Annotated in this window: 23 protein-coding genes; 14 read left to right on the top strand and 9 right to left on the bottom strand. The window is 62.9% G+C overall.

Annotation, left to right across the window (positions count from 1 at the left end; translation table 11 throughout):
* Nucleotides 1-110 precede the first annotated feature (110 nt).
* Nucleotides 111-2,189, top strand: a complete 2,079-nt coding sequence (locus tag NUV89_RS01925) for a mechanosensitive ion channel family protein (RefSeq protein ID WP_257780096.1) — start codon at nucleotides 111-113, stop codon at nucleotides 2,187-2,189.
* A gap of 87 nt (nucleotides 2,190-2,276) precedes the next feature.
* Complete coding sequence (locus NUV89_RS01920; RefSeq protein WP_257780095.1) at nucleotides 2,277-3,161, top strand: NAD(P)-dependent oxidoreductase; 885 nt, start codon at nucleotides 2,277-2,279, stop codon at nucleotides 3,159-3,161.
* Between the two features lie 167 nt (nucleotides 3,162-3,328).
* Here NUV89_RS01920 and NUV89_RS01915 read toward each other — a convergent pair whose 3' ends face one another.
* The 5 genes from NUV89_RS01915 to NUV89_RS01895 form a co-directional block, all read right to left on the bottom strand.
* Complete coding sequence (locus NUV89_RS01915) at nucleotides 3,329-4,027, bottom strand: OmpW family protein (protein ID WP_257780094.1); 699 nt, start codon at nucleotides 4,025-4,027, stop codon at nucleotides 3,329-3,331.
* 94 nt (nucleotides 4,028-4,121) lie between these two features.
* On the bottom strand, nucleotides 4,122-4,643 hold the full coding sequence (locus NUV89_RS01910; RefSeq protein WP_257780093.1) for a DUF3299 domain-containing protein: 522 nt from the start codon (nucleotides 4,641-4,643) through the stop codon (nucleotides 4,122-4,124).
* 11 nt (nucleotides 4,644-4,654) lie between these two features.
* The gene (locus tag NUV89_RS01905) at nucleotides 4,655-5,920 is read right to left on the bottom strand and encodes an ABC transporter permease (protein ID WP_257780092.1); all 1,266 of its coding nucleotides are present in this window, start codon (nucleotides 5,918-5,920) and stop codon (nucleotides 4,655-4,657) included.
* Nucleotide 5,921: 1 nt separating this feature from the next.
* Nucleotides 5,922-6,632, bottom strand: a complete 711-nt coding sequence (locus NUV89_RS01900; protein WP_257780091.1) for an ABC transporter ATP-binding protein — start codon at nucleotides 6,630-6,632, stop codon at nucleotides 5,922-5,924.
* A gap of 83 nt (nucleotides 6,633-6,715) precedes the next feature.
* Nucleotides 6,716-7,309: a DUF2796 domain-containing protein gene (locus NUV89_RS01895; protein WP_257780090.1), complete on the bottom strand. Its 594-nt coding sequence runs from the start codon at nucleotides 7,307-7,309 to the stop codon at nucleotides 6,716-6,718.
* Between the two features lie 131 nt (nucleotides 7,310-7,440).
* On the opposite strand from NUV89_RS01895, the gene NUV89_RS01890 reads away from it, so the two are divergent.
* The gene (locus NUV89_RS01890; protein ID WP_257780089.1) at nucleotides 7,441-7,782 is read left to right on the top strand and encodes a hypothetical protein; all 342 of its coding nucleotides are present in this window, start codon (nucleotides 7,441-7,443) and stop codon (nucleotides 7,780-7,782) included.
* Here NUV89_RS01890 and trxA read toward each other — a convergent pair.
* The 3 genes from trxA to NUV89_RS01875 all read right to left on the bottom strand — a co-directional run bounded on the left by trxA (nucleotide 7,779) and on the right by NUV89_RS01875 (nucleotide 9,929).
* The gene (gene trxA / locus NUV89_RS01885) at nucleotides 7,779-8,651 is read right to left on the bottom strand and encodes a thioredoxin (protein WP_257780088.1); all 873 of its coding nucleotides are present in this window, start codon (nucleotides 8,649-8,651) and stop codon (nucleotides 7,779-7,781) included. The genes NUV89_RS01890 and trxA overlap by 4 nt on opposite strands.
* A 169-nt stretch (nucleotides 8,652-8,820) precedes the next feature.
* Nucleotides 8,821-9,477 carry a methyltransferase gene (locus NUV89_RS01880; RefSeq protein ID WP_257780087.1) on the bottom strand — a complete coding sequence of 219 codons (657 nt, stop codon included), beginning with the start codon at nucleotides 9,475-9,477 and terminating at the stop codon, nucleotides 8,821-8,823.
* The gene (locus NUV89_RS01875; protein WP_257780086.1) at nucleotides 9,474-9,929 is read right to left on the bottom strand and encodes a YbaY family lipoprotein; all 456 of its coding nucleotides are present in this window, start codon (nucleotides 9,927-9,929) and stop codon (nucleotides 9,474-9,476) included. Before NUV89_RS01875 ends, NUV89_RS01880 begins: the two co-directional genes overlap by 4 nt.
* Nucleotides 9,930-10,068: 139 nt before the next feature.
* On the opposite strand from NUV89_RS01875, the gene nrdR reads away from it, so the two are divergent.
* The 11 genes from nrdR to NUV89_RS01820 all read left to right on the top strand — a co-directional run bounded on the left by nrdR (nucleotide 10,069) and on the right by NUV89_RS01820 (nucleotide 18,250).
* On the top strand, nucleotides 10,069-10,533 hold the full coding sequence (gene nrdR, locus NUV89_RS01870) for a transcriptional regulator NrdR (RefSeq protein ID WP_017736640.1): 465 nt from the start codon (nucleotides 10,069-10,071) through the stop codon (nucleotides 10,531-10,533).
* Complete coding sequence (gene ribD / locus NUV89_RS01865; protein ID WP_257780085.1) at nucleotides 10,530-11,666, top strand: bifunctional diaminohydroxyphosphoribosylaminopyrimidine deaminase/5-amino-6-(5-phosphoribosylamino)uracil reductase RibD; 1,137 nt, start codon at nucleotides 10,530-10,532, stop codon at nucleotides 11,664-11,666. Before nrdR ends, ribD begins: the two co-directional genes overlap by 4 nt.
* 45 nt (nucleotides 11,667-11,711) lie before the next feature.
* Nucleotides 11,712-12,374: a riboflavin synthase gene (locus tag NUV89_RS01860; protein WP_017736638.1), complete on the top strand. Its 663-nt coding sequence runs from the start codon at nucleotides 11,712-11,714 to the stop codon at nucleotides 12,372-12,374.
* A 15-nt stretch (nucleotides 12,375-12,389) separates the two neighbouring features.
* Nucleotides 12,390-13,481, top strand: a complete 1,092-nt coding sequence (ribBA, locus tag NUV89_RS01855; RefSeq protein WP_207045490.1) for a bifunctional 3,4-dihydroxy-2-butanone-4-phosphate synthase/GTP cyclohydrolase II — start codon at nucleotides 12,390-12,392, stop codon at nucleotides 13,479-13,481.
* An 88-nt stretch (nucleotides 13,482-13,569) separates the two neighbouring features.
* Entirely contained in the window at nucleotides 13,570-14,046 is a 477-nt protein-coding gene (gene ribE / locus NUV89_RS01850) for a 6,7-dimethyl-8-ribityllumazine synthase (protein ID WP_003176356.1), read from the top strand.
* A complete protein-coding gene (gene nusB / locus NUV89_RS01845; protein WP_124525099.1) occupies nucleotides 14,043-14,543 on the top strand; it encodes a transcription antitermination factor NusB in 501 nt (166 codons plus the stop codon). Before ribE ends, nusB begins: the two co-directional genes overlap by 4 nt.
* An 18-nt stretch (nucleotides 14,544-14,561) precedes the next feature.
* On the top strand, nucleotides 14,562-15,527 hold the full coding sequence (gene thiL / locus NUV89_RS01840) for a thiamine-phosphate kinase (protein ID WP_257780084.1): 966 nt from the start codon (nucleotides 14,562-14,564) through the stop codon (nucleotides 15,525-15,527).
* 55 nt (nucleotides 15,528-15,582) lie between these two features.
* Entirely contained in the window at nucleotides 15,583-16,302 is a 720-nt protein-coding gene (locus NUV89_RS01835) for an ABC transporter substrate-binding protein (RefSeq protein ID WP_257780083.1), read from the top strand.
* A gap of 129 nt (nucleotides 16,303-16,431) precedes the next feature.
* Nucleotides 16,432-17,049 (top strand): GTP cyclohydrolase II, encoded by a 618-nt coding sequence (gene ribA, locus NUV89_RS01830; protein ID WP_016978544.1) that lies wholly within the window; start codon nucleotides 16,432-16,434, stop codon nucleotides 17,047-17,049.
* Nucleotides 17,046-17,465 (top strand): nuclear FMR1 interacting 1 family protein, encoded by a 420-nt coding sequence (locus NUV89_RS01825; RefSeq protein WP_017736633.1) that lies wholly within the window; start codon nucleotides 17,046-17,048, stop codon nucleotides 17,463-17,465. Before ribA ends, NUV89_RS01825 begins: the two co-directional genes overlap by 4 nt.
* On the top strand, nucleotides 17,462-18,250 hold the full coding sequence (locus NUV89_RS01820; protein ID WP_257780082.1) for a cobalamin-binding protein: 789 nt from the start codon (nucleotides 17,462-17,464) through the stop codon (nucleotides 18,248-18,250). Before NUV89_RS01825 ends, NUV89_RS01820 begins: the two co-directional genes overlap by 4 nt.
* A gap of 101 nt (nucleotides 18,251-18,351) precedes the next feature.
* On the opposite strand, the gene NUV89_RS01815 is transcribed toward NUV89_RS01820, so the two are convergent.
* Nucleotides 18,352-20,241, bottom strand: a complete 1,890-nt coding sequence (locus tag NUV89_RS01815) for a TonB-dependent receptor domain-containing protein (protein WP_257780081.1) — start codon at nucleotides 20,239-20,241, stop codon at nucleotides 18,352-18,354.
* Nucleotides 20,242-20,345: the final 104 nt, after the last annotated feature.

Raw genomic sequence — 20,345 nt, 5'->3', positions numbered from 1 at the left:
GCGGAAAGTTTCCAGCGTCCTACGGACGGCATAAACATGGCCGGGCGGGGGAACGATCAAGGCGCAAACCCGTCAGTTCCTTACAGACCCTGCTGAAGGAGCCCGGTGTTTTGCTGAACTCAAAGACCGCATTACTGCTCGGTGCGCTGCTGTTGTGCGGCAGCGGCGCACTGCAAGCCGCCGACCCGCAACCCGAAGCGCCGGCCAAGCCGGAACTGCTGGTGGAAGGCGGCCTGCTCGGGGCCATCAGTTCCAGCATCGACAATGTGCAGGACAAGCTCGACCTCAATCAGAGCCTGGTCGATGCCTGGCGCCTGCGTGCAGATCGGGCGGCAGACGAAGTAGGGCGGCTGGTGGACCAGACGTCAGAACGTTCGCCATGGAGCGTCGCCGGGGACTTCCTGCTGTTATCCGGGGTGTGGATCGGCGCGTTTGCGTTGCTCACGCTGTTGGGGCGCTGGTTCGTGCAGCGCCTGAACCGGCGCGCCTTTGTCGAACAACGCGGGCGCCTGCAAGCCGTGCTCGGCTACGTGGTGCCCTATACGCTCCCGGCCCTTGTCTGCCTGCCTTTGACGCTTTACGTCAGCCATTTTTTACCCACATCAGTCGGACGAGCGCTGGCGCTGTGTTTTGCCTACGCCACCAGCAGCGGGATCTTTTCCACATCGATGCTGTTGTGTGTGATCGTCATGTTCAACCTCGGCCACAAGCGGCCGGCCGTGGCGATTATTCGCAGTTATTGCCCCAAGCCGCTGTTCCTGATCGGCTTTCTCGCCGCCCTCAGCGATGCCCTGACCAGCCCGCAAATCGCTCGCCAGCTCGGCGGCAATATCACCAGCAGTATCGCGGTGTTCACCGGCCTGTTTGCTGCGGTGATCTTCGGCGTGCTGGTGGTACGCCTGCGCCGGCCGGTGGCCCACTTGATCCGCAATCGGCCGCTGGCCCAGCGCCTCAAGCACCCGGCGTTGCAGCAATCGCTGCGGGTGTTTTCCGGGCTGTGGTATTGGCCGATCCTGTTGATGGTGCTGGTCTCGGCGATCAATTTGATTGGTGCTGGTGACGACAATCAAAAGGCCCTGCGTTGTGCGTTGTTCACCACGATCCTGCTGATCGGCACGGTGTTTCTCAGCACCGTGCTGCAACACCTGTTCAAGTCCCGCAGCCAGGTGGCGATCCAGCGCAGCAGTGCCTACAAGGAGCGATTCCTCAGCCTGTTGCACGCGATTTTGCGCATCGCCATGGCCATTGGGTTTATCGAGATCCTCGGGCGCATCTGGGGCGTCTCGTTGTTTGAGTTTGCCGAGCGCAATTCCATCGGCCGGGCGATCAGCGATTCCCTCAGCAGCATCGGCTTGATCCTGCTGATGACCTGGCTGTTTTGGGTGGTGCTCGACACGGCGATCCAGGAGGCCTTGAAGCCACCCGTCAACAAACGCTCCAGCCGCCAGCCGAGCACGCGGGTGAAAACCATCCTGCCGCTGGTGCGTAACGCGGTGAAAATCATCCTGGTGGTGATCTGCGCGATCACCACCATGGCCAACCTGGGGATCAACGTCGCGCCGCTGCTGGCGGGTGCCGGGGTGGTGGGCCTGGCGATTGGCTTTGGCTCGCAGCAACTGGTGCAGGATGTGATCACCGGGCTGTTCATCATCATCGAAGACACCCTGTCCATCGGCGATTGGGTGGTGCTCGACTCCGGCCATGCCGGCACCGTCGAAGGCCTGACCATCCGCACCCTGCGCTTGCGTGACGGCAAGGGGTTTGTGCATTCGGTGCCGTTCGGGCAGATCAAGGCGGTCACCAACCAGTCGCGGCAATTTGCCTACGCGTTCTTCTCGGTGCAGTTCACCTACGACACCGATGTGGACAAGGCCGTGGAGTTGATCCGCGAGGCGGGCCAGTCGATCCGTGACGATGGGTTCCTCAAGTACAACCTGCAAGGGTCGCTGGAGGTGTTCGGCGTGGATAAGATGGACCTCAACGGCGTGGTGCTCACGGCGCAGTTCCGTACCGTGTCGGGTGGGCAATATGCGGTGAGCCGTGCCTTCAACCAGCGCTTGAAGAAGCTTGTGGATAACTGCGCGGAGGTGCAGTTCGCGCAGACTTATCCACAGCAGGTCATGGTGCCCGTCAAGCCGCCCCTTGAGCATGAACTGTCAGAGGCTGGCGCGAAGACAGTTAATCCGTGACGGTTGCGCTACAAACCCGCAAAATGCAACGATTCTGACCAATACTTAATTAGCCATCGTTCCACACTGACCGGGCCTGCACACTCTATGCGAATGCGCCTTATGTTATTGGGCGGCGGGAATGCCCTCGGGCAGGCGCTGATTCGCCTCGGTGCAGAGGAAGACATCGGTTTCCTCGCCCCCAAACCGCCCCAAGACGGCTGGGATGCCGCGAGCCTTACCCAATTGCTCGACGACACCCGTCCCGATGCGTTAATCAACCTCGCCTACTACTTCGACTGGTTCCAGGCCGAAGCCGTCAGCGAAACCCGTTTGGCCGCCCAGGAATTCGCCATCGAACGCCTGGCCGAACTGTGCCAGCACCACACTATTACCTTGCTGCAACCCTCCAGCTACCGCGTGTTCGATGGCTCCCGTGCCACCGCCTACAGCGAAAAGGACGAGCCGGTGCCCCTGGGCCTGCGCGGCCAGGCGTTGTGGCGCATCGAGCAGAGCGTGCGCGCCACTTGCCCGCAACATGTGTTGCTGCGCTTTGGCTGGCTGCTGGATGACAGCGTCGATGGCACCCTCGGGCGCTTCCTCGCCCGGGCCGAGAAGCCGGATGAATTGCTGATGGCGGACGACCGTCGCGGCAACCCGACGCCGGTCGATGATGCGGCGCGGGTGATCCTCTCGGTGCTCAAGCAACTCGATTGCGCGGCGCCGTTGTGGGGCACCTATCACTACGCGGGCCAGGAGGCGACCACGCCGTTGGCGCTGGGCCAGGCGATCCTCACGGAAGCGCGTACGTTTCATCCGCTGGCGATTGAATCACCCACCGCCCAGGCCCATGCGGCGCGGCCGGATGCGAGTGATGAGCCGCAACACGCGGTGCTGGCTTGCAAGAAGATCCTGCACACCTTTGGCATCAAGCCACGAGCGTGGCGGGCGGGGTTGCCGGCGTTGCTGGATCGGTTCTACCGGCATACCTGAAGAAACAGAGATCCAAATGTGGCAGCGGGCTTATGTGGGAGCGGGCTTGCTCGCGAAAGCGGTGGATCAGTCACATCTCTGTTGACTGACACGCCGTCTTCGCGAGCAAGCCCGCTCCCACACAAGCCCGCTCCCACATGTTTTATGCAGTGTTGCTTAAATCAGGGTCAGAACTTGTAGCCAATACCCACCATGTAAACCATCGGGTCCACGTCCACATTGACCTTGGCGCGAGTGCCTTGGCCCAGGGCGTTGTTGTCCACGGTGGCCTTGGTGCTGATGTCGATGTAGCGCGCCTGGGCGTTAATCATCCACTTGTCATTTATCATGTAATCCGCACCGATTTGCGCAGCCCAGCCCCAGGAGTTTTCCGCCTTGAAGTTGCTGAAGCCTGCGCCCTGGGCGCGGCTGCCGACGTGTTCGTCGTAGATCCAGGTGTAGTTGATACCGGCGCCTACGTACGGTTGGAAGGCGGACTTGTTGTCCAACGGGTAGTACACGATGCTCAAGGTCGGCGGCAGGTGTTTCAGGGTGCCGAGCTTACCGTTGGCGGCGCCCAGGGCGGTGCCCTTGATCTTCACGTCGTGCTCGAATGGCGTGGCGGCCAGCAGTTCGATACCGACGTGGTTGGTCAGCATGTAAGCGAAGTTCAGACCCAGTTGGGTGTCGCTGCTCATGGTCGCCTTGCCGCCCAGGTTGGCCCCGGCCAATGGGCCCTGGTCAACTTTGACGGTGCCGCTGTCGGCCTTCGGGTTCACGGTGATTGCACCGGCGCGAACCAGAATGTCGCCCGCTTCGTGAGCGTGGGCAACCGGGGCGACGAGGGCGAGCGCGAAGAGGGACGCGCCGAGCAGGGACTTGTTCATGGGAGCTCCAAAGGACGTTTAAAAGTTGTAGGTCCAATGGTAAAGATCGTTCCGTGCGGTCTTTTGATTCAGCTCAATGAAAGGGCGATCAGCGTTATTCCTGCAGTTCGTACATGTAAATTTTCTCGGCCTCCATCTGGTAACCAGCATCGGCCAGCTCGCTGGTGGAGGCTTTGACCTGCATCGCGCCTTCGATCCAGTACGGCTGGTACAGCTCATCGAGCTTCACGCCGACTTCGCTTTTCACATGCACGATCTGGTTCGACGGCGGCGGCGGCACATGGATGCACGCGCCGAAATACGGCACCAGCAGGAACTCGGTGGTGCGACCTTCTTCGCTGACTTCCAGCGGCACGATATAACCCGGCAAGCGAATATGCTGACCGTCAAGCGCCTGCACCACCGGCGCGTTGGGCAGGTCCTGCTTGGCTGCTGGCGCGGCTTCGGCCGACAAGGCATCGGCCATGCCTGACAGATCGTGCAGCGGTTTCATGTTTGGCACTTCCGGCGGCGCGTCAGGTGGGATCATCTCCTGCCACGACAAATCCTTGGGCTGGTCGCCGGCCCACACGGGCGCGCTCAGCAGCAACAACAGCGCAAACAGGGCACGACGCATCAAAGCCTTCCTCATAAACGTATGGACAGGCCGTCGGCCAGTGATTGTCGATAGGCGCGCCACGCAGGCACGCTGCCCATCAACAGCGCGGCGGCCAGGATACCGGCGAGCAGCGTCCATTCATATTCGCTCGGCCAGGCCATCGGCAAGTCCAGGCCGTAGTTGGCCTGCAAATAACCGCGGGAGGCGGCGATGCACACATACAGCAAGCCAACCCCTGCGACCACGCCAGACAACGCCAGGGCGAAGGCTTCGAAGATCAGTAGCGTCGCGATATGCCACGGGCGGGCGCCCACCGAACGCAGGATCGCCATTTCGCGGCGGCGCTCGTTGAGGCTGGTGAGGATCGCCGTGAGCATGCCGATCAAGCCGGTCAGCACCACGAACAGCGAGATCACGAACAGCGCTTTTTCGGCGGTGCCCATCATGCTCCACAACTCTTGCAGCGCCACGCCCGGCAAGATCGCCAGCATCGGCTCGCCACGGAATTCATTGATCTCCCGTTGCAGGGCGAAGGTGGAAATCTTGTTGTTCAGGCCCAGCATGAACGCGGTGATGGCCTGCGGCGTGAGGTCCATGTTGCGCGCCTGATCCGCGCTGATGCGACCTTTGCCCTGGGCCGGCACGCCGTTGTGCCAGTCGATATGGATCGCTTCCATGCCGCCCAGGCTGATGTGCAGCGTGCGGTCCACCGGCGTGCCGGTGCGTTTGAGAATGCCGACCACGGTGAAGGGTTTGTCATCGTGCTTGACCAGGCTCACCACCGCCACGCCATGGGCCAGTACCAGTTTGTCGCCGAGCTTGTAATGCAGGGCCTCGGCGACTTCGGCACCGAGCACCACTTCAAACGGGTCGGTGGCGAAGGCACGGCCGCTGGCCAGTTCGAGGTTTTGCTTGCGCCCGTACTGGTAGTGCTCGAAGTAGGAGTCGTTGGTGCCCATCACGCGGTAGCCGCGATGGGAGTCGCCGAGGGAAATCGGGATCGCCCACTTCACCTGGGGGTTGGCGGCGAAGTGTTCGTAGCTGTCCCAGCGGATGTTGTTGGTGGCGTTGCCAATGCGGAACACCGAGTACAGCAACAGGTTCACCGAACCGGAACGAGCGCCGACGATCAGGTCGGTGCCGCTGATGGTGCTGGCAAAACTGTTGCGCGCCTCGACGCGCACGCGTTCCACCGCCAGTAACAAACAGACGGACAGCGCGATGGCGAACGCGGTGAGGATCGCGGTAAAGCGGCGGTTAGCCAGGCTGGCCATGGCTAGACGGAACAGATACATCTCAAACCTCTGCGGGCGTGGCGGCGCGATTGAGTTCGGCCAGCGACAGGTGGCGGTCGAACAGCGCAGCCAGGCTTTGATCGTGGCTCACAAACAACAGGCTGGCGCCGGCGTCGCGGCATTCGGCGAACAACAACTGCAGGAAAGCTTCGCGGGCGTCGTAGTCCAGGGCCGAGGTGGGTTCGTCGGCGATCACCAGTTCCGGTTGGCCGATCAACGCCCGGGCAGCGGCGACCCGTTGTTGCTGGCCGATGGACAGTGAGTCGGCGCGGCGCTCCAGCAGGGTTTTGTCTTTCAAGCCGAGGTGCGCGAGCAAGGTCGCGGCGGCTCTATCGACACTGCCATGGCGCTGCTTGGCCCGTTGTGCGCGCAGCTTGGAAAAGTGGCAGGGCAACTCGACGTTCTCGCGCACCGAGAGGAACGGCAGCAGGTTGAACTGCTGGAAGATATAGCCGGTGTGGTCCACGCGGAAACGGTCGCGGGCGCCGGCCGACAACTCGGTGAGTTCCTGGCCGAGCAGGCGGATGCTGCCCTGGCTGGGTTTCTGCACACCGCCGAGCAGGCCCAGCAGCGTGGTCTTGCCACTGCCGCTGGGGCCCTTGAGGAACAGGGTTTCACCCGCTTCCAGGCGGAACGCGGGGATGTCCAGCAACTGCGGGTGACCGGGCCAGTTGAAGCCCAGGTCGGACAGTTCGATCAATGCTTGAGTCATGGGAAATCAGTAATGTCTGCTGGCGAAGTTTCCAAAGGTGGCGCCGATCAAAGGTGGGAGCTCCCACGTTGACCGGGTCTGCTTCAGAACTTCAGGGTGGCGGCTGTGGGCGTCGCATCAACACCTTGCTGACCGCTCGGCCCGATCAGTTGTACCTGAATTTTCTGGGTGGCGGGGAAGGTCTTGAACACCTGGCTCAGGTCGAGGTTGCTCAACGCGGTAGGCGTGGCGCAGGTGAATTGGTAGTGGGCGTGGATTTCGCTGTGGTCGTGATGATGCTCGCCACCTTTGGCGTCGTGATCGTGGTCGTCATCATCGTCGTGATCGGCTTCGGGCTTGTCGCCGAACAGCGGGCTGTTGAGTTCCTGGCTGCTGACCACGCAACCCGCGCCTTTGGGCAGGTTGAACAGGGCCAGCGGGTTTTCCAGCTGTTTGCGTACGGCGGCGACCTTGGCTTTGTCGGCGGCGGTGGTGGCGACATGTTCAAAACCCACCAGGTTCATCGCCGGGCTGTCCAGCTCAAGCTCCAGGGCCTGGCCGTCCAGCACCGCGTTGAGACGGCCAACACCATGCTCGTGGGCGCCGAGGCTGCCGTGTTCGTGGTCGTGCTCTGCATGAGCATGGGCAACCGCCAGTGGCAGCAGGGCAAACGGCAAGGCAAGCAACAGACGGCGCATGGGGCGGCTCCAGGATATGAAAGTTTTGTTATGTGATCTTATAACAATAGTCGCGAGAGTTTGACCGCCTGCTTGGCGTTGCGCAAGCCGCATGGGAGCATGCCGGTCAGAAAAGTGCAGGAGTACGGACGATGTTGCGAATTCGAGGAACCGTCGGCGACCTGCCGGTGGATTTGACCCTGGAGCTGGACGACGGCGATTGGGCACGCCTGGGCGCGCAATTGCAGGCCGCCCCGGTGCCAAACGCACCGGCAGCGGCGCCGGTCAAGCAGGATGAGGATCAGTGGCAGAACGCCCAGGATCTATTGCGCAAAGCGGGGCAGCTCAGCGGCCTGGAATTGCTCGATCAATTGGAAGGTTTGGCCGGCGACGCCTCGGCGGGCAAGCGCCTGCTGGTGCGCCTGCGCCATAGCGCCAAGGTCAAGGTCGCCAGCGGCGGGGATACGCCGCTGTACAGCTGGATCGGTGATTAGTACAGCGCAGCGAACAACTTGCGACGGTACACCGTGACCAGCGGGTGATCGTTGCCCAGCAGTTCGAACACCTGCAGCAAGGTCTTGTGCGGCAAGCCTTCGCTGTAGCTGCGGTTGCGGATAAACAACTTGAGCAAGCCTTCCAGCGCCGCGTCGTACTGCTGGCGCGCCAGTTGCTGGATGCTCAATTGAAAGGCCGCTTCATCGTCCTGCGGGTTTTGCGCCAGGCGGCTTTTCAGGTCGGCCGCGTCCGGCAGGCCGGCGGCCTGGCGCAGGAAGGTGATCTGCGCCTTGGCACCGGCGAGGGCGGCTTTGTGCTCGTCGCTTTTCACGGCGTCGAGTACGGTCTGGGCTTCACCCAGTTCGCCGCGCTCGGCCAGGCAGCGTGCATACAGGATCAGCGCGGCGGCGTTGGTGTTGTCCTCGCCCAGCAGCGCTACCAGCACGGCCTCGGCATCGCTGATGCGGCCTTCGGCGAACAACGCCTGGGCCTGCTCCAACGGATCTGCGGCTGCCGGTGGTGGCATCTGCACATGGGGCTCCAGCATCGCCCGCACCGCCGACTCCGGCTGCGCCCCGGCAAACCCGTCCACCGGCTGGCCATCCTTGAACAGCACCACCGTCGGCAGGCTGCGAATGCCAAAGCGCGCGACGATGTCCTGCTCGGCCTCGCAATCCACCTTGGCCAGCAGCAACTCGCCCTGGTAACTCTCGGCAATCTGCGCCAGCAGCGGCATCAACGCCTTGCACGGCGCGCACCACTCGGCCCAGAAATCCACCAGCACGGGCTTGTGGAACGAGTTCTCGATGACGGCTTGGTCGAACGTGGCGGTGGTGGCATCGAAGATGTACGGCGTGGGCTCACTCATGGGGCGTCTCGAATAAAGCGGGAATGGGGCAACTATAAGGGCTGGCGCAGGTGGCTGAAAGCGTGGCGGGTGCAAGATCGTCATCGCGGGCAAGCCCGCTCCCACAGGGGAATGCATTTCAGCAGGACAATGCAGCCCGAATGTGGGAGCGGGCTTGCCCGCGATGGCCTCAAGAACGCCGCGAGTGGTACAGGCTCACCTTGCGAAACTCCCAAGGCTCGGCCAGGTCCGGCAGCGTCAGCGCATCAAGGATCTCCAGTCTTCGATAATCCGCATGCTGAAAGTCTCTTACCCGCGAATCCGCCACCAACGCTTCACGGCCACGGGTGAGGAATTGATCCAGCAACGGCAGGTTGGCGCGGTCGTAGAGGACGTCGGCCACCAGGATCAGGTCGAAGCGGTCGGCTTCGCCAAAGAAGTCCGCCGAATAACCCAGCGTCACGCCGTTGAGTTCGGCATTCGCCCGGCACGCCGCCAACGCCAGCGGGTCCAGGTCGCACGCCACGACTTCCAGTGCGCCGGCTTTGACGGCAGCAATCCCGGCCACGCCGGAACCGGCGCCAAAATCCAGCACGCGCTTGCCGGCCACCCACTCGGGGTTCGCCGCCAGGTACCGCGCCAGCGCCAGGCCGCTGGCCCAGCAGAAGCTCCAGTAGGGCGGCTCATGCAGGATGCGCCGGGTTTCTTCGGGGCTGAAGGCGCGGTCCATGTTGTCCGCATCCAACAGCCATAACGACAACGCGGTGCCCGGCAGCGGGCAGGGCAGCAGTTGCGCGTCGCCGATCAGTTCGCTCAGTGCCGCTTGCAGGGCCAGCGGTGGCGTCATGGTGCCTTGACGAGTTGCAGGGGGCCGGTGGTCTGGGTGATCGCCTGGGTGATGCGCACGGCGGGCAGGTGCAGGATCAACTGGCCCGACTGGCTGGCGCGGCCACGCACTTCAACGCGCGCACCGGCCGGGAAGGCTTCGGGGTTGAAGCGCAGGCGGAAGGCCAGGGGCTTGCCATTGCCGGTCAGCACGCTGCTGGCGAGCAATTGTTGCGGGCGCGAGCGCTCGTCGATCACCAGCAGGGCCATCTCGACTTCGGCGCCGGCGGGCACGTTGGTCAGGCTGCCGTTGATTTCACGCTGATAGGCCGGCAGTGGGCCGAGGTCTTCAATGCCCGGGACTTTCTTCTCTTGGGCGGGCACCGGCTGCGGCGTGGACGGTTTAGGGGCTTCGCTGCTGCAGGCGACCAGGAAACTGAACAGGGTGAGCAAGACGAGTGGTCGTAACTGCATGTACGGCTCCAGAAAGGGCAAAATCCGTGGCGTTAAAATCAAGAAACATAATAGGCAATCTATATACCGCAAAGGCTATGGCTTGTCTTGCCACGGGGATGCGCTACCATGGCCCTCCCTTTTTTTGTTGCCTGCCACCATGCACTGTCCCTTCTGCGGTGCCAACGACACCAAGGTCATTGACTCACGTCTGGTCGCCGAGGGCGATCAAGTGCGTCGCCGGCGCGAATGCCTGGCCTGCGGTGAGCGTTTCACCACCTTCGAAACTGCCGAACTGGTATTGCCGCGCCTGATAAAGTCCGACGGCAGCCGCCAGCCTTTCGACGAAGACAAGCTGCGCGCTGGCATGCAGCGCGCCCTGGAAAAACGCCCGGTGAGTGTCGAGCGGCTGGAAGCGGCGCTGGTGCATATCAAGCACAAGCTGCGGGCGACTGGCGAGCGCGAGGTCAAGAGCCTGGTGGTTGGAGAACTGGTGATGGGCGAGCTGCAAAAGCTCGATGAAGTCGCCTATATCCGTTTCGCCTCGGTGTATCGACGCTTCCAGGACCTCAATGAGTTCCGCGAAGAAATCGACCGCCTGGCCCGTGAGCCTGCCAAACAATGACCCCACCGTCTGCCGAACAAGCTGTCCTCGACGCCCATTACATGGCCCGCGCCCTCGAATTGGCGCGCAAGGGCCTGTACACCACCCATCCCAACCCACGGGTCGGCTGCGTGATCGTGCGCGATGGGCAGATCGTCGGCGAAGGGTGGCATGAGCGCACCGGCGAGCCCCACGCCGAGCCCAACGCCCTGCGCGCTGCCGGTGACAAGGCCCGTGGCGCCACGGTGTACGTGACCCTCGAACCCTGCAGCCATCACGGCCGCACGCCACCCTGCGCCGATGCGCTGGTGAGTGCCGGCGTGGCGCGCGTGGTGGCCGGCATGCAGGACCCGAACCCAGAAGTGGCGGGGCGCGGCATGCAGCGTCTGGCCCAGGCCGGGATCGAAATCCGCAGCGGCGTGCTGGAAAGCGAAGCGCGCGCGTTGAACCCCGGTTTCCTCAAGCGCATGGAACACGGCCTGCCGTTCGTGCGGGTCAAGCTGGCGATGAGCCTGGACGGCCGCACCGCGATGGCCAGCGGCGAGAGCCAATGGATCACCGGCCCGGCTGCCCGCGCCGCCGTGCAACGCCTGCGCGCCGAGGCCAGCGTGGTGCTGACCGGTGCCGACACGGTGCTGGCCGATGGTGCGCGCCTGACCGTACGCGCCGCCGAGCTGGGCCTCGACGCCGAAACCACCGCGCTCGCGATGTCGCGCCCGCCGCTGCGCGTGCTCATCGACGGCCGCTTGCGCGTGCCGCTCAACGCGCCGTTCTTCAAGGCCGGCCCGGCGTTGGTCATTACCTGCGTGACCGCGGAAAACCAGTTCCCCCGTGGCCCCGAGTGCCTGGTGGTGCCGGGCGTTGAGGGGCAAGTTGACCTGCGTTCGGCGCTGGTGGCCCTGGCGGCCCGTGGCGTCAACGACGTGTTGGTGGAAGCCGGGCCAAGCCTGGCGGGTGCCTTTGCCCAGCAAGGCCTGGTGGATGAGTACGTGATTTTCATCGCCGGCAAGTTCCTCGGCTCCGCCGCGCGGCCTTTGCTGGACTGGCCGCTTGAGAAACTGGCAGACGCCCCCCAACTCAAGATCACTGAAATGCGCGCTGTAGGCGATGACTGGCGAGTCACTGCCGTCCCTGTGCCAGCAGCGAGCGTATAATTTTCTGCCTGCGCCCAGCGCGGTAACGTTTTCCAGGAGAAGGCCATGTTCACCGGCATCATCGAATCCATCGGCAGCATCCGTGCAATGACCCCAAAAGGCGGCGACGTTCGCCTGTCGGTTGAAACCGGCAAGCTGGACCTCGGCGACGTCAAATTGGGCGACAGCATCGCCATCAACGGCGTGTGCCTGACCGTCATCGAGTTGCCAGGCAACGGTTTTGCCGCCGACGTCAGCCGGGAAACCCTGGACTGCACCGCGATGAACGACCTCAAGGCCGGCAGCCCGGTGAACCTGGAAAAAGCCCTGACCCCGACCACCCGCCTGGGCGGTCACCTGGTCAGCGGCCACGTCGACGGCGTCGGCGAAGTCGTGGCCCGCAGTGAGAACGCCCGTGCAGTCGAATTCCGAATTCGTGCGCCGAAGGAACTGGCCAAGTACATCGCCCACAAAGGCTCGATCACCGTCGACGGCACCAGCCTGACCGTGAACGCCGTGAATGGCGCCGAATTCGAACTGACCATCATTCCCCACACCCTCAGCGAAACCATCATGGCGTCTTACCAGCCAGGTCGCCGGGTGAACCTGGAAGTGGACTTGCTTGCCCGTTACCTGGAGCGCCTGTTGTTGGGCGATAAGGCCGCAGAGCCAACCGGCAGTAACATCACCGAAAGTTTTCTGGCCGCTAACGGCTACCTGAAATCCTGACCAAGGGGGTGCCGCGTGGCGCTCAATAGCATCGAAGAACTGGTTGAAGACATCCGCCAAGGCAAGATGGTCATCCTGATGGATGACGAAGACCGCGAGAACGAAGGCGACATCATCATGGCCGCCGAGGCGTGCCAGCCCGAGCACATCAACTTCATGGCCAAGCACGCCCGCGGGCTGATCTGCATGCCCATGAGCCGCGAGCGCTGCGAGCTGCTCAAGCTGCCGTTGATGGCGCCGCGCAATGGTTCGGGGTTTGGCACCAAGTTCACCGTGTCCATCGAAGCCACGACGGGTGTTACCACCGGTATCTCCGCCGCTGACCGCGCACGCACCGTGCAAGCGGCTTCCGCGAAGGACGCCAAGGCCGAAGACATCGTCAGCCCCGGCCACATCTTCCCGCTGATGGCCCAGCCGGGTGGCACCCTGGCCCGCGCCGGCCACACCGAAGCCGCCTGCGACCTGGCGCGCATGGCCGGTTTCGAGCCAAGCGGGGTGATCTGCGAAGTAATGAACGACGACGGCACCATGGCCCGTCGCCCGGAACTGGAAACCTTCGCCGCCGAACACAACCTCAAGATCGGCACCATTGCCGACCTGATCCACTACCGGATGATCCACGAACGTACCGTTCAGCGGATTGCCGAGCAGCCACTGGACAGCGAACTGGGCCAATTCAATTTGGTGACCTACCGTGATTCAGTGGAAGGCGACGTGCACATGGCCCTGACCCTGGGCACCATTTGCGCCGAAGAGCCGACCCTGGTGCGCGTGCACAACATGGACCCGCTGCGCGACCTGCTGATGGTCAAGCAACCGGGCCGCTGGAGCCTGCGCGCCGCCATGGCTGCGGTTTCCGAGGCCGGCAGTGGCGTGGTGCTGTTGCTCGGCCACCCGCTGGATGGCGATGTGTTGCTGGCGCATATCCGCGAAACCGCCGACCACGCGCCGGTGAAAAAACCGACCACCTACAGCATTGTCGGTGCCGGTTCGCAGATCCTGCGTGACCTCGGTGTGCGCAAAATGCGCCTGATGAGTGCACCGATGAAATTTAATGCCATATCCGGTTTCGACCTGGAAGTAGTAGAATACGTGCCCTCCGAATAAAGGCCGGCGATCCTTGCCCCTTGTTCGCGGTTAAATCATCACTAAGGGACGCCGTTTGCGCGTCCCGGCTCTTTAAGAGATTTGTCGAATGACCCTGAAGACCATCGAAGGTACCTTCATCGCCCCCAAAGGCCGCTACGCCCTGGTAGTTGGCCGCTTCAACAGCTTCGTGGTTGAAAGCCTGGTAAGCGGTGCCGTGGACGCCCTGGTTCGCCACGGTGTGAGCGAGAGCGACATCACTATCATCCGTGCGCCTGGCGCCTTCGAAATTCCACTGGTTGCGCAAAAAGTTGCGCAGCAGGGTGAATACGCGGCAATCATCGCCCTGGGCGCGGTCATTCGTGGCGGTACCCCGCACTTCGAATACGTGGCCGGCGAATGCACCAAGGGCCTGGCCCAGGTGTCCATGGAGTTCGGCGTGCCGGTTGCGTTCGGCGTACTGACCGTGGATTCCATCGAGCAAGCCATCGAGCGTTCCGGCACCAAGGCCGGCAACAAAGGTGCTGAAGCTGCCCTGTCCGCCCTGGAAATGGTCAGCCTGCTGTCGCAGTTGGAGGCCAAGTGATTTCCGACGAGAGCGATCGTTTCAACCCACGTGACGAGCGTCCGGCCGACGCTGGCAAGCCATCGAAGAACGAGAAGCGTCGCGCTGCTCGCCAGTTGGCGACCCAGGCCCTGTATCAGCGCCACCTGGCCGGTACTTCGCTGAACGAAATCGAAGCGCAGTTTCGTGTCGACAACGATTTTACCTTCGCCGACCTGCCGTACTTCCACGACATCCTGCACGGTGTGCATGCGCACCTGACCGAGATCGACACGGCCCTGGCTCCTTGCCTGGACCTGACCATCGAAGAGCTGGACCCGGTTGAACTGTGCGTGATGCGCCTGTCTGCCTGGGAACTGCTGTACCGCGTCGACGTGCCGTACCGCGTTGTGATTAACGAAGGCATCGAGCTGGCGAAAGTCTACGGTTCGACCGACGGTCACAAGTTCGTCAACGGCGTGCTCGACAAGCTGGCTCCGCGCCTGCGTGAAGCCGAAGTGAAGGCGTACAAGCGCTAATCCGCGCTTGAATCCTTGATGGGTGAGTTTGAGCTGATCCGCAAATACTTCGCCGCCGCGCCTTGTGCGCAGGGCGGCGAAGGTATTGCCCTGGGGATCGGCGACGACTGCGCCTTGCTGGCGCTCCCCGCCGGGGAGCAGTTGGCAATTTCCACCGATACCTTGGTGGCCGGGGTGCATTTTTCCGACCCCTGCGACCCGTTCCTGCTCGGCCAGCGCTCGTTGGCCGTGGCCGTGAGCGACCTGGCCGCCATGGGCGCCCACCCCCTCGCATTCACCCTTGCCCTCACCACTCCGACCGTCGATGCCGATTGGCTGCAACGCTATGCCCAGGGTTTGAACACCATGGCGCAAAGCTGCGGCGTGCGCCTGGTCGGCGGTGACACCACGCGCGGCCCCCTGAGCCTGACCCTGACCGTGTTTGGCCGGGTGCCCGCCGGGCAAGCGTTGACGCGCAGCGGGGCGCAGCCGGGCGACCTGTTGTGTGTGGGCGGCGAGTTGGGCAATGCCGCTGGCGCCTTGCCACTGGTGTTGGGCCAGCGCAACGCCGAGGCGGCGATTGCCGAGCCGTTGCTGGCGCACTATTGGTCGCCGCAACCGCAGTTGGCGTTAGGGCTGGCGTTACGGGGCAAGGCGACCTCGGCCATGGATATCTCCGACGGGTTGCTCGCCGATTGTGGGCATATCGCCAAGGCGTCGGCTGTCAGCCTGTTGATCGAACGCCAGCGGTTGCCGTTGTCCCAGGCGTTGCTGGCGTTTGTCGGTGACGACGCCGCGCGTGTGGCGGCCTTGAGCGGGGGCGACGACTACGTGCTGGCGTTCACCCTGCCGCACGGCGAACTGGCGCCGTTGCTGGCGAGCGGTTGGCCGATCCATGTGATCGGCCGGGTCGAAGCGGGGCAGGGCGTGACGCTGCTGGACGCCAGCGGGCAAGACATCACCCCGGCCGTGCGTGGCTATCAGCACTTTCGCGAAGCGCCGTAAGTCGGCGACCTGCGCTACCCTCTACACAGTCATTACGGAGTAGGAGCTTGTCACCATGGATGTGCGCCACTGGCTGTTGATCCTGCTGTGCGCCCTCACACCTCTGGTGCACGCCGATGAGGCGCCGGGCAAGATCATGCTGGCGAGTGAAGCCTGGGACGACTACACCAACGCCGACGGCAGCGGCCTGGCCTGGGACGTGTTGCGCGAAGTGTTCGAACCGGCCGGGATCAAGCTGCAAACCCGCACCGTGCCGTATACCCGCTCAGTCGGCCTGGCCCAGCGTGGCGAGGTGGATGGCTGGGTCGGTTCCTATCGGGACGAAGCCAGCGGCGTGCTGTACCCCCATTGGAACTTCGACTCCGACCACATCTACGCCCTCGGGCTGGCCAGCGCGCCGACGCCTACCCTGGCGACACTGGGCAACTACCGCCTGGCCTGGGTGCGAGGCTACAAGTACGAGGAATATTTGCCCAATGTTCACCGTTTCAACCAGATCGAACGCCGCGACGGCATTTTGCCGATGCTCCAACACGGTCGGGCAGACTTCTATATCGATGCGCTGAGCGAAGCCAAGTACGTCCTCAGTCAATCCGGTGAGCCGGCGCAGTTCCAGCTCACCCACATTGCCGAGCTGCCGCTGTATATCGGCTTTGCCGATACTGAGCGGGGCAAGGCGTTGATGGCGGTGTATGACCAGCGGATCGAGGCCTTGGTAAAAAGCGGCGAACTGAAGGCGATCTTCGAGCGCTGGAAGCAACCCTACCCGTTCTGATCTGCATAGAACCGAGTGGAAGGCCAATCGAACCTATTGATCTTTATCAACGATAATTCAGCTTAAGCGTCTGTAGGAACGTGCTGTTACAATGGCCGCCTTTGTAAAAACTGAAATCAGGAGCACACGGTGCCCGTCGTTTTCGTCGCCGCTTCCAAGCTGCCTACCCCTTTTGCCACGTTCACCATGAACGGCTTTCTTGAAGAAGCCACCGGGCGCGAGCACGTTGTGCTCAGCCTCGGCGATATCGCGGATGGCGCACCGGTGCTTGGCCGCGTGCATTCCGAGTGCCTGACCGGTGACGCACTGTTCAGCCAGCGTTGCGACTGCGGTTCGCAACTCGAAGCCGCGATGCGCGCCATCGCCCGTGAAGGCCGTGGTGTGCTGTTGTACTTGCGTCAGGAAGGCCGTGGCATTGGCCTGATGAACAAGATCCGCGCCTATGAGCTGCAAGATGGCGGCGCCGATACCGTCGAGGCCAATGAGCGCCTGGGCTTCGCCGCCGACCAGCGCGACTACGCGATCTGCCTGCCGATGCTCGAACATCTGGGGGTTAAATCCCTGCGCCTGATGACCAACAACCCGCGCAAGGTCAAAGCCTTGACCGAGATGGGCATCACCGTCGCCGAGCGCGTGCCGCTGCACACCGGGCACAACCCGCACAACAAACTCTACCTGGCCACCAAGGCCAGCAAGCTCGACCACATGATGGGCAACGAGCACCAGGGCGAGGTAGACCGCGCGTGACCCGTGGCCAGGTGAAACGGCGACTGTCCTTCAACTGGTGGCAGTACCTGGCCCTGGCGCTGCTGCCCTTGTTTGTGATCAACCTGGTGTTCGGCCAAGCCGAATCCCTGCTGCCCGTGCTGGCCATGCCGTTCTTTATTGCCGGCGTGGCCTCGATGTTTCTGAGCCTGCGCTATTTCCATGGCTATAAACACGCGCTGATCGCCACCTCCAAAGCCCTCGACACCCCGGAAGAACCCGCCGCCTGGATCACCCTGGCGGCCCGTCGGCGTACCGCCTTGCTGATCGCCGCCGTGCCCGCCTGGATCGGCGCGCTGGCGGTGTTCGTCGGCCTGGAAGCGGTGCCGTTGTTTCTATTGGCGCTCTCGACCCTGGTGCTGTTTTACCTCTATCGCATCCCCCGTCAGCTGGGATGAGGCGTCAATGGCTGGCGCTCCTGCTGCTGGCATGCAGCGTCCAGGCGCTGGCGGCCGAACGCGTGGTCAGCCTAGCGCCATCCCTCTCTGAAATCGTGGTTGAACTGGGCGCCAGTGACCTGCTGGTGGGTGTGCTCGATGGCGGCGAACGCCCCGCCGCATTGGCGACGCTGCCGTCGGTCGGGCACTACGGGCAGTTGAACATCGAGCGCCTGCTCAGCCTCAAGCCCGACCTGATCCTGCTCTGGCCCGGCAGCGTCGGCCCGGCGCAGCGTGAGCAATTGCAGCGTTTGAATATCCCGGTCTATGTGGCCGAACCCCAGAGCCTTGAACAACTCGCCACTCAGGTCCAAGCCATCGCCGAACAGTTGGGCCGTGCGGATGCCGGTCGCCAGTTGGCCGCGCAATTGCGCCAGCGCTTGGCCGAGTTACGTCAGCGGTATCACCGTGGCGCGCCATTGCGGGTGTTCTACCAAGTGTGGAGCCAACCGCTCTACACCGTGGGCGGCGGGCAGATCATCAGCGATGCGCTAAGCGTTTGCGGCGCACGTAATGTGTTCGATGACCTCACATTGCCCGCCCCGCAGGTGAGTATCGAATCGGTGTTACAGCGTGATCCCGAGGTGATTCTTGTGGGGGATCAAGCTCAGAAAGATGCCTGGAGTGTCTGGCCAAACATGGCTGAGCGAGTGCGGTTGGTGCCGGATAAAGGGCTGGAGCGGCCCAGTGGGCAGATGGTGGAGGCGGTGGCGCGGTTGTGTCAGGTGATATCGCCTGACCTGTGAGACCGCTATCGCAGGCAAGCCAGCTCCCACAGGTTTGATCTGCGAACACATTCAAAATGTGGGAACGGGCTTGCCCGCGAAGAGGCCGGCACAGGCACCGATCAAATCTCAGGTGTCCAGGTCACCCCAACCATCCACACCCGACCTTCCTCCCGATAAGCCTGATTGTTCTTGAAGTCCGCATCGTCATAGCTATACATCGCCCGCGCAAACGACTTGTCCAACAGGTTATCGACCTTCAGCGACAACGCCACTTCCCGATTCAACGCCCAACTGCTGCGCAAGCCGAGCAGCGCATAGCCACCCAAGCGTTGTGTGTTGTCCTGCGCGTCATAGCTGCTGCTGATCGCCTGCCAGCTGGCGCCCACCCCCAGCCGATCGAACTGCCGGTCCAGGTCCAGGCTCAACGTACGACGCGCCCGGCGGGCCAGGGTGTGGCCACTTTCGCGGTCACGCGGGTCGATAAGCGATAGCCCCAGGTTGCCTTGCCAGCCAAACAGCTCCTGCTTGAGCGCGGCTTCAAAGCCATTGATACGTGCCGACGCGACGTTTTGCGGCTTGCTGGCGCTGTCGAGGATGATCGCATCGCGCAGGTCGGTACGGTACAGCGAGGCTTCCAGGCGCGTGCTGTCGCTCAATTGGCTACGCCATTGCAGCTCGTAGCTCTTTGAGGTCTCGGGCTGCAGGTTCGGGTTGCTGTACTTGGTGTCGGGGTAATACAGGTCGTTGAAGGTCGGCGCGCGGAAGCCTTCGCTGTAGCTCAGCAGCAGGTCGTTATCGGGGTTGAGCGGCAAGGTGACGCTGGCGCTCCAGCTGTTCTGCCCGCCGAACTGCTGGTTCTGGTCGCGGCGCAGGCCCAACTCCGTCGAGAACCAGCTACCGTGGAAGCGATGCTGCACAAACGCGGCGCGATTCCAGCGGCTGTTTTCGGTAAAGGTGGTGGAACCGTGGAAACGGTCTTCGTACCAGTCCGCGCCGAGTATCAGGCTGTTCTGCTCGTTCAGGGTCAGGTCGTTCTGCCAGTTGACCGAGTCGCGGTAGGTGTTGAACACGCTGAACTCATCGCTGAGGGTGTCGCGCTTGGTGTCGCGATTCTCGCTGTGGCCCAGTTCCAGGCGCGACTGCCAGCGCTCACTGAGGCGCGCATCGACATAGCCGCTGGCGCTGCTCACGGTGTAGTCGGTGTAGGGTTTTTGCCCGACGCTTTGCCCGCTGGCGAAGTCATAACGACCGAAGCTGTTGTCGTATTCGGACTTGCCACGGTTATCCAGCAGGTTGAAGCCCACCGACAGTTCATCGCTGAAAGCATGGCTGAGGTTCACGCTGATGGACTGGTTGCGATAGGCATCATGGTCGCCATCGCTGGGGAACGACGCATGTGTCGAGTTGATGCCGGCCGTCTCATCCAGACTCGCGCCCAGGTTGAAGCGCGTGCGTTCATCGCCCCCGGACAGCCCGAGGCTGCGCTCCCAGGTCTGGTTGCTGCCAAACCCCAGTTTCAAGCGCGGCTGTAGACCTTGTTCGGCATTGCGTCGGGTGAAGACCTGGATCACCCCGCCAATCGCGTCGCTGCCGTAGATCACCGAGCGTGAGCCGCGCAACACTTCCACCCGTTCGATCTGATCGACATTCAGGTATTGCAGGCCGCTGTCGCCGGAGGTGGTGTTGGCGATGCGCTGGCCGTCCACCAGCACCAGGCTTTGGGCGGATTTTGTGCCGCGAATATAAACCCCCGGCAAACTGCCACGCCCGCCGGTAGAGGCGATTTGCACACCAGGCACGCGGCTGAGCAGATCCGTGAGGCTGGTGGGCTGCAGGCGGTCGATGTCGTTGCGGGTGAATACGGTGTTGGCGGCGCTGCTGTCGTTGCGCGCCTGGACCTGGCGGTTGGCGCTGATGACCACGTCGGGGAGGGTGAGCGCTTGGTCGCGGGTGTCGGCGAGCAGTTCGGGGGCAGGTAGAAGCAGCAGGGCGAGGTGCAGGCGTTTCATGGTCTGTCCTTAGAGTTTGAAGTCGACACAAAACAAATGTGGGAGCGGGCTTGCTCGCGAATGCGGTGGGTCAGCTACCAGTAAGCTGGCTGATCCACTGCATT

Source organism: Pseudomonas sp. 18.1.10 (assembly GCF_024655625.1).
GTDB lineage: Bacteria > Pseudomonadota > Gammaproteobacteria > Pseudomonadales > Pseudomonadaceae > Aquipseudomonas.
The sequence above is the reverse complement of the archived record's forward strand: the minus strand, read 5'-3'. Positions and strand labels throughout refer to the sequence as shown.